Consider the following 7,810-nt stretch of genomic DNA (forward strand, 5'->3'; position numbering starts at 1 on the left):
TCACCGGACCGGCACTTCGGTTTCCACCGCCTTCGGGTTCCGGATCGACGGCCGCAGCCGCGCCACGCTGCACAGTCCCGCCAGCAACGCTAGGCCCGCCGCGACCAGCGCGGGCGTCGCCCCGCCGCCGACGCCCATCGCCAGCAACGCCGCGACGACCGTTGCACCCGTCGTCTGCCCGGCCAGCCTGACCGTCCCGACGAGCCCGCCCGCCGCCGCCGCGCGCTCCTTCGGCGCGGAACCGATGATGAGCCGGGCGTTGGGCGGCAGGAACAGGCCGAACCCCGATCCGCACAACGCCATCCGCCATGCGATATCGAACCACGCCGGGTCCGCGGGCAGGAACGCTAGCAGCGTCAGCCCCGCGATCGACACCGCCATCCCGACACCGCCCAGCAATCCCGCGGGCACCCGGTCCGACAGCCACCCCGCCAGCGGCGCGACGATCATGTTCGTTAGCGGCCACGGCGCGATCGCCGCGCCCACCTCCGCCGCCGTCCAGCCGAACTGGTGGGTCAGGCGGAACGGCAGCGACAGCAGCAGCGTCATCGATGCGCAGAACGCCGCGAACGCGCCCACCGCCGACAGCGCGATCACCGGCCGCCCCAGCAGGTCGACGGGCAGGATCGGCGAGGGCCGCGTCCGTTCGCGCCGGACGAATACGTGCCCGATCGCCAGGCCCAGCAGCACGATGGCGGCGGAAACGACCGGGCTGTCGCCATGCACCGCGCTCTCCGCGCCTCCGATCACCAGGCCGAACGTGGCGGCGCACATCATCGCGCCGGGCACGTCATAGGCGCGCGCGCGGGGCACCGCGTCGGGCAGCGCGCGGCCCAGGATCAGCGACAGGATCGCGAACGGCACCGCGCTGGCGAAGACCCACGGCCACGGCGCGACCGACAGGACGAGCCCGCCGATCGTCGGGGCCGCCGCCGCGGAACTGGCCACGATGACGGAATTGATGCCCAGGCCCCGCCCCAGTTGCGCGGAGGGATAGGTCTGCCGGATCAGCGCCGACGCCACCGACAGGGCGCCCGCCGCCCCCAGGGCCTGCGCCGCTCTGACGACCAGCAGGAACGGCAGCGACTTCGCGAAGAAGCAGAGGATCGTCGCCACCGCGAACACCATCTGTCCCGCCTGGTACATCCGCTTCAGCCCGAAGCGCTCGCCCAGCCCCGCGAACGGCAGCAGCATCATGACCAGGATCAATTGGTAGACCGTGACGACCGCCACGACCGAACTCGATTCGACGCCCAGGTCGCGCGCGATCGTCGGCAGGGCGACGGTCGCCACGCCGCCGTCGATGATGACCAGCGCGGTGCCGCAGCACAGCGCCGCGATCGCGGCGTAGCGCCGGGGCGACGGCAGGCCGTCTGTGGGTAATCCCGCGCGGGGTCGACGCTTCGCCATCGCGCGCTCCTGCGCTAGACGACGGTGGGGATGCAAGACGGAGGAAACATGCGGACGGTTATCGGACTGATGGCGATGGCGCTTGCGACCGCCGGCGCGGACGCGCAGACGCCGCGGATGACCGACGATCCGTATGTGTGGCTTGAGGGCAAGGACGACGCGAAGGCGCTCGCCTGGGTGGAGGCGGAGAACCGGCGGACGCTCGCCCGGCTGGAGGCCGACCCCCGCTATGCGCGGTTCGAGGCGCAGGCGCTGGCGATCGCCTCCGCCAGCGACCGCATCCCGATGCCCGAGCAGCGCATGGGCCGGATCACGAACTTCTGGCGCGATGCCGATCATCCGCAGGGCGTGTGGCGCTGGACCACGCCGGCCGATTACGCGACCGCGACGCCGACGTGGAAGACGCTGCTCGATCTCGACGCCCTGTCGCGGGCGGAGGGGAAGAAATGGGTGTGGAGGGGCGCCACCTGCCTGCCGCCGGAGGAGCGCCGCTGCCTGGTCGCGCTGTCCGAAGGGGGCGAGGACGCGGTCACCTATCGCGAATTCGACCTGGTGGACGCGCGCTTCGTGGAGGGCGGGTTCGTCCTGCCGACATCGAAACAGGGCGCGGACTGGATCGACGCCGACACGCTGATCGTCTCGCGCGACTGGGGCGCCGGGACGATGACGGCATCCGGCTATCCCTTCGTCGTGAAGACGTTGCGCCGCGGCCGCACTCTGGCGGACGCGCAGGAGGTCTATCGCGGGCAACCCACGGACCAACTCGGCACCTACGGCAGCGTCCTGACCGACGGTGCGGGCAACCGGCTGGTCCTGGTCCTGCGTCGCCAGACCTTCTTCGGCGGCGAAACCTTCGCCCGGGTCGACGGCAGGCTGGTGAGGCTGGACACCCCGCCGCGCGTCTTCCCCGCGGGCATGGTCGACGGGCAGGTCCTGTTCCGGACCAGCGAGGCGTGGGGCGATGTCCCCGCGGGCGCGATCGCCGCCGCGCCGCTGGCGGCGGTGCGCACGGGGCGGTTCGTGCCGCAGGTGCTGTTCGCCCCCGGTCCGCGCCAGTCGGTGGAGGGGCTCGCGGTCACGCGCCACCATGCGATCGCCAACATCTACGACAACGTGCGCGGCCGGGCCTTTGTGTTCTCCCACACCGGCGGGAAATGGACGCGGCGCACCGTGCCGCTGCCGGACAACGCCTCCATCGTCACCGCCAGCACGACCGAATCCAGCGACGCGGCCTATGTCGCGGTCACCGGCTTCCTCGCACCGACGACCCTGTGGACGCTCGACACCGCGGCCACCGCCGCCCCGGTGCAGGTGAAGGCGATGCCCGCGCGCTTCGACGCCGCCAACCTGGTGGTGGAACAGTTCGAGGCGACGTCGAAGGACGGGACGAAGGTGCCCTATTTCATCGTCCACCGCCGCGACGTGCCCCGCGACGGTTCGACGCCGACGATCATGACCGCCTATGGCGGGTTCGAACTGTCGATGACGCCGAGCTATTCCGGCATCACGGGAAAGCTGTGGCTGGAACGCGGGAACAGCTTCGTCCTGGCCAACATCCGCGGCGGCGGCGAGTTCGGCCCGGCGTGGCACGATGCCGGTCGAAAGACGAAGCGGCAGGTCATCTACGACGATTTCGCCGCCGTCGCGCAGGACCTGATCGCGCGCAAACTGACCAGCCCGCGGCGGCTGGGGATCTACGGCGGCTCCAACGGCGGCCTGCTGATGGGGGTGATGTTCAACCAGCGCCCCGACCTGTTCCGCGCGGTCGCAATCCAGGTCCCCCTGCTGGACATGGTCCGCTACGAAGGGATCGCCGCGGGCGCGTCATGGGTCGACGAATACGGATCGGTATCGGTGCCGGAGGAGCGCCGCTTCCTCGAATCGATCTCCCCCTACGCCAACATCCGTCGCGGCGGTGCCTATCCCGAACCCTATGTCTGGACCACGACGAAGGACGACCGCGTCGGACCGCAACATGCGCGTAAGTTCGCCGCGCGGCTGAAGGAATACGGCCTGCCGTATCTGTTCTACGAGGATACGGCCGGCGGCCATTCGGGCGACGCGGATATCGCGCAGGGTGCGCGGTTGCAGGCGTTGCAGATGGTCTATTTCGCGCAGAAGCTGGAAGACTGACGTTATTGCTGCAACGCAGCAGACGGGATAGGGGAGGCAGCATGAACGCCGTGACCGACACACCGCCCGCCGCTGTTCCCGATACCGTCCCCGTCGTGTTCGAGGCGGTCGTCAAGAAGCAGACGATCGCCGCGACCTACAATCGCGGGACGGTCACGCTCGCGCCGCACGTCGTCTATACCAAGCATGGCGAGATCTATCTCGACGCCGTGACGCTGGAACGCGACGGGAAGCCGCCGAAGGAGGAGAAACTGGGCGCGTTCAAGCTGTCCGGCCTCAGCGGCCTGCGCATCACCCCGCGCCGCTTCACCCCCAGCGCGCTGTTCGACGCGGGCGATGCGAAGTATGAGGCGACCCTGCTGGCGGTCGAGGTCTGACGATCGACGCCGTGCGTGGCCTCTCGATCTGCTGTGTCCCCGCGCAGGCGGGGGTCCGGTCCCGGCTCCCGTTCCCGCGGGAGCACGATCAGGCGCAGCGCCATCCACCGGTCAGGCCCGGCGCGGCATGACGACCATCGCCGCGGACAGCACCGGCCGCCGCATCGCGCGCGCGTTCCTGATCGCCTTCTACGCCGTCGCGGGCGTCGCGCACCTGATCGTGACCGACGCCATGGTCCGCATCGTGCCTCCGCCCGTCCCGTTCCCCCGCGCGGTCGTGATTGCGACCGGCCTGTGCGAGATCGCGGGCGCCATCGCGTTGCTGTCGCCGCGCTGGCGCGTGGCGGCGGGCAGGGCGCTGGCGCTGTACGCCCTGTGCGTCTGGCCCGCGAACATGTGGCATGCGGTGCTGGACCTGCGCGGCGGCACCGGCCTCCCGCTCGCCTATCACGCCCCCCGGCTGATGGTGCAGCCGCTGGTGATCTGGTGGGCCTTATGGGCGAGCGGCGCGGTGGACCGGCCGTTTCGTAGGCTCCGCGATCGCCCGGCCTAGACCCGCTCACACCGTCACGAACGTATCCATCACCCGCTTGCGCCCGGCCTGTTCGAACTCGATCTCCAGCTTGTTGCCCTCGATCGCGTCGATCGTGCCGTAGCCGAACTTCTGGTGGAACACGCGCTGCCCGATCGACAGGTCGCCGCGGCCCTTGTTGCCCAGCGACACCGCGGACGCGCGGCTCTCGACCACGCGCACGGGTTCGCGCGTGAAGGTCCGGCTGGTCCATTCGCCGCCCGGCTTGGCGTCCCCCGACCCGCCGAGCGTCCCCGCCGCGCGCTGCCAGCCCGGCCCGCGCCCCGCGCCGCGCCCGACGTCGGCGAACGGATCGGCGCGCTCGGACCAGTTCGCCTGCCACAGGCTCGCGCCCCCGGTCATCGTCGTCTCGCTGTCGATATGCACGTCGGGCAATTCGCCGACGAAGCGCGACGGGATCGAGGACGTCCACTGGCCATAGATCCGGCGATTGGCCGCGTGCAGGATCGTCGCCCGCCGTCGCGCCCGCGTGATCGCGACATAGGCGAGGCGGCGCTCCTCCTCCAGGCTGCGCGTGCCGCCTTCGTCCAGCGACCGTTGCGACGGGAACAGCCCTTCCTCCCACCCGGCGAGGAAGACGGTGTCGAACTCCAGCCCCTTGGCGGCGTGGATCGTCATGATCGTGACCTTGGGGTCGTCCCGCGTCGCCTCGTTATCCATGACCAGGCTGACATGTTCCAGGAACGCGCCGAGCGATTCATATTCCTCCATCGCGCGGACCAGTTCGGTAAGGTTCTCCAGCCGCCCCGCCGCCTCGACCGACTTCTCCGCCTGCCACATCGCGGTATAGCCGCTCTCGTCCAGCATCTGCCGCGCCAGCTCGGCATGCGGCACGCTGCTCGCCATGTCGCGCCACCGCGCGATGTCGCCGACGAAATTGCCCAACGCGCGCCGCGCCTGCGGGGTCAGCTCGTCGGTATCGAGGATGCGCACCGCCGCGTGGCTCAGCGGCAGGCCCTCCGCGCGCGCCAGCATGTGCAGCTTCGCCACCGCCTTGTCGCCCAGCCCGCGCTTGGGGACGTTGACGATCCGCTCGAAGGCCAGATCGTCCGCGGGCTGGTTGACGATCCGCAGATACGCCAGCGCATCGCGGATCTCCGCGCGTTCGTAGAAGCGGAAGCCGCCGACGATCTTGTACGGCAGGCCGATCGCGATGAAGCGGTCCTCGAACTCGCGCGTCTGATGGCCTGCGCGCACCAGGATCGCGACATCGTCCAGCGACGTGCCCGATCGCTGCGCCGCCTCGATCTCCTCGCCGACGCGCCGCGCCTCCTCCGGCCCGTCCCACACGCCGATGACGCGCACCTTCTCGCCCGCGTCCAGCTCGGTCCACAATTCCTTGCCCAGCCGCCCGCCGTTGTTGGCGATGACCCCCGCCGCCGCGCCCAGGATATGCGGGGTGGAACGGTAATTCTGCTCCAGCCGGATGACCTTCGCGCCGGGGAAGTCCTTCTCGAACTTCAGGATATTCTCCACCTGCGCGCCGCGCCACGAATAGATCGACTGGTCGTCGTCACCGACGCAGCAGATGTTGCGCCGCTCCTGCGCCAGCAGGCGGAGCCACAGATACTGGACGCTGTTCGTATCCTGATATTCGTCGACCATGATGTAGCGGAAGCGCTGCTGATACTGTTCCAGCACCCCTCGATCGGTCTTCAGGATGGTCAGGACGTGGAGCAGCAGGTCGCCGAAGTCGCACGCGTTCACCGCGCGCAACCGCGCCTGATATTGCTCGTACAGCTCCCCCCCGCGCCCGTTGGCGTAACGCTCGCTCTCGCCCGCGTCGATCTCGCGCGGGATCAGGCCCTTGTTCTTCCACTCGTCGATCAGGCCCGCCAGGCTGCGCGCCGGAAACCTCTTCTCGTCGATGTCCGCCGCGACGATCAGCTGTTTCAGCAACCGCAACTGGTCGTCGGTGTCCAGAATCGTGAAGTTCGACTGCAACCCCACCAGCTCGGCATGACGCCGCAGCATCTTCGCCCCGATCGCGTGGAACGTGCCCAGCCAAGGCATCCCCTCCACCGCGTCGCCCACCAGCCGCCCGACGCGTTCGCGCATCTCGCGCGCGGCCTTGTTGGTGAAGGTGACGGACAGGATTTCCGACGGATACGCGCGCCGCGTCCACAACAGATGCGCCAGCCGCGCGGTCAGCGCCGCGGTCTTCCCCGTGCCCGCGCCCGCCAGCACCAGCACCGGCCCGTCGACGGTCAGCACGGCCTCGCGCTGCGGCGGGTTCAAGCCCTTGAGATAGGGCGGATCGGCGATCTGGCTGTCGGTCACGTCGTCCACGTAGGCAGGGTTGCACGATGGCGCAATCCGTGAGAACAAAAGACAAACGGCGAAAGGGAGAGAGTCGATGGCGACCACCGGGCGCTGCCATTGCGGCGCGATAACCTATGCGGCGGAGGGGCCGGCCGAGCATCACGCCCTGTGCCATTGCGACGATTGCCGCCGCTGGTCGGGATCGCCGATGACCGGATGGATCGCCTGGCCGGAGGACAGGGTCGTCGTGACGGGGGAGCCTGCGACCTACCATTCGTCCGAACACGGCACGCGCCATTTCTGCGCCGCATGCGGGACCGGATTGTTCTATCGCAATCCGCAATTCCTGCCCGGGATCGTCGACATCCAGTCGGGAACGCTCGACGATCCGGAGGGGCAGCCGCCCGGCGCGCAGATCATGGTGAAGGAGCGGCTCGGCTGGACATCCGGCGTCGCCGCCCTGCCGGAATTCCAGACCTATCCGGGAGTCGATTGATGGCCGACGTGGTGGAACGCTGGCACGCCTACATGCACGCCCCGACGCGCGAGGGGCTGGCGGCGCTGCTAGCCGACGACGTGATCTTCCAGAGCCCGGCGGTGCACACGCCGCAGGAAGGGAAGGCGGTCACGCTGAAATATCTGTGGGCCGCCGCCGACGTGCTGGGCGGGCCGACGTTCCGCTACGTCGGCGAATGGCGCAACGATACGTCCGCGGTGCTGGAATTCGAATGCGAGCTGGAGGGCGGCATCAAGGTCAACGGCGTCGACATCATCCACTGGCGCGACGACGGGCTGATCTCACGCTTCAAGGTCATGGTGCGCCCGATGAAGGGCCTGAACGCGGTCGTGCCGCTGATGGGCGCGGTGCTGGCGAAGGAATAGGGGCCTGTTCGTGGTCCCGCGAAGGGTGGAGCCCAGGTTGGGGTATCTTCGCGTGGACACAAGGGCGGGCAAGTCGGCAGCCCCAGCCACCCCGTCACCCCGGCCTCGTGCCGGGGTCCACCGTGCCGCCGGACCGTCCAGTGGTTGCGCTCGC

General features: G+C 69.5%; 7 protein-coding genes. 5 read left to right on the top strand and 2 right to left on the bottom strand.

Features of this window, described 5'->3' with window-relative positions; all coding sequences use genetic code 11:
- Positions 1-1,410 (bottom strand): MFS transporter, encoded by a 1,410-nt coding sequence (locus ASG29_RS11615; RefSeq protein ID WP_055983954.1) that lies wholly within the window; start codon positions 1,408-1,410, stop codon positions 1-3.
- Between the two features lie 48 nt (positions 1,411-1,458).
- Between ASG29_RS11615 and ASG29_RS11620 the strand changes: the two genes are divergently transcribed.
- The 3 genes from ASG29_RS11620 to ASG29_RS11630 all read left to right on the top strand — a co-directional run bounded on the left by ASG29_RS11620 (position 1,459) and on the right by ASG29_RS11630 (position 4,473).
- Positions 1,459-3,543, top strand: a complete 2,085-nt coding sequence (locus ASG29_RS11620; RefSeq protein ID WP_055985517.1) for a prolyl oligopeptidase family serine peptidase — start codon at positions 1,459-1,461, stop codon at positions 3,541-3,543.
- 41 nt (positions 3,544-3,584) lie between these two features.
- Positions 3,585-3,920: a WYL domain-containing protein gene (locus ASG29_RS11625; protein ID WP_055983956.1), complete on the top strand. Its 336-nt coding sequence runs from the start codon at positions 3,585-3,587 to the stop codon at positions 3,918-3,920.
- A gap of 127 nt (positions 3,921-4,047) precedes the next feature.
- Entirely contained in the window at positions 4,048-4,473 is a 426-nt protein-coding gene (locus ASG29_RS11630) for a DoxX family protein (RefSeq protein ID WP_055983957.1), read from the top strand.
- Between the two features lie 6 nt (positions 4,474-4,479).
- On the opposite strand, the gene ASG29_RS11635 is transcribed toward ASG29_RS11630, so the two are convergent.
- Complete coding sequence (locus tag ASG29_RS11635; RefSeq protein WP_055985518.1) at positions 4,480-6,792, bottom strand: ATP-dependent helicase; 2,313 nt, start codon at positions 6,790-6,792, stop codon at positions 4,480-4,482.
- Between the two features lie 76 nt (positions 6,793-6,868).
- Between ASG29_RS11635 and ASG29_RS11640 the strand changes: the two genes are divergently transcribed.
- Together ASG29_RS11640 and ASG29_RS11645 are read left to right on the top strand one after the other, a co-directional pair.
- Positions 6,869-7,270, top strand: a complete 402-nt coding sequence (locus ASG29_RS11640; RefSeq protein WP_055983960.1) for a GFA family protein — start codon at positions 6,869-6,871, stop codon at positions 7,268-7,270.
- Entirely contained in the window at positions 7,270-7,656 is a 387-nt protein-coding gene (locus ASG29_RS11645; protein ID WP_055983962.1) for a nuclear transport factor 2 family protein, read from the top strand. Before ASG29_RS11640 ends, ASG29_RS11645 begins: the two co-directional genes overlap by 1 nt.
- The last annotated feature ends 154 nt before the right edge of the window (positions 7,657-7,810 follow it).

The sequence above is a fragment of the Sphingomonas sp. Leaf412 genome (genome assembly GCF_001425405.1).
Taxonomy (GTDB): Bacteria; Pseudomonadota; Alphaproteobacteria; order Sphingomonadales; family Sphingomonadaceae; genus Sphingomonas.

Coding starts and splice junctions, on each gene's coding strand:
- ASG29_RS11615 (WP_055983954.1), bottom strand. CDS start 1,410: ATGGCGAAGCGTCGACCCCGCGCGGGATTACCCACAGACGGCCTGCCG.
- ASG29_RS11620 (WP_055985517.1), top strand. CDS start 1,459: ATGCGGACGGTTATCGGACTGATGGCGATGGCGCTTGCGACCGCCGGC.
- ASG29_RS11625 (WP_055983956.1), top strand. CDS start 3,585: ATGAACGCCGTGACCGACACACCGCCCGCCGCTGTTCCCGATACCGTC.
- ASG29_RS11630 (WP_055983957.1), top strand. CDS start 4,048: ATGACGACCATCGCCGCGGACAGCACCGGCCGCCGCATCGCGCGCGCG.
- ASG29_RS11640 (WP_055983960.1), top strand. CDS start 6,869: ATGGCGACCACCGGGCGCTGCCATTGCGGCGCGATAACCTATGCGGCG.
- ASG29_RS11645 (WP_055983962.1), top strand. CDS start 7,270: ATGGCCGACGTGGTGGAACGCTGGCACGCCTACATGCACGCCCCGACG.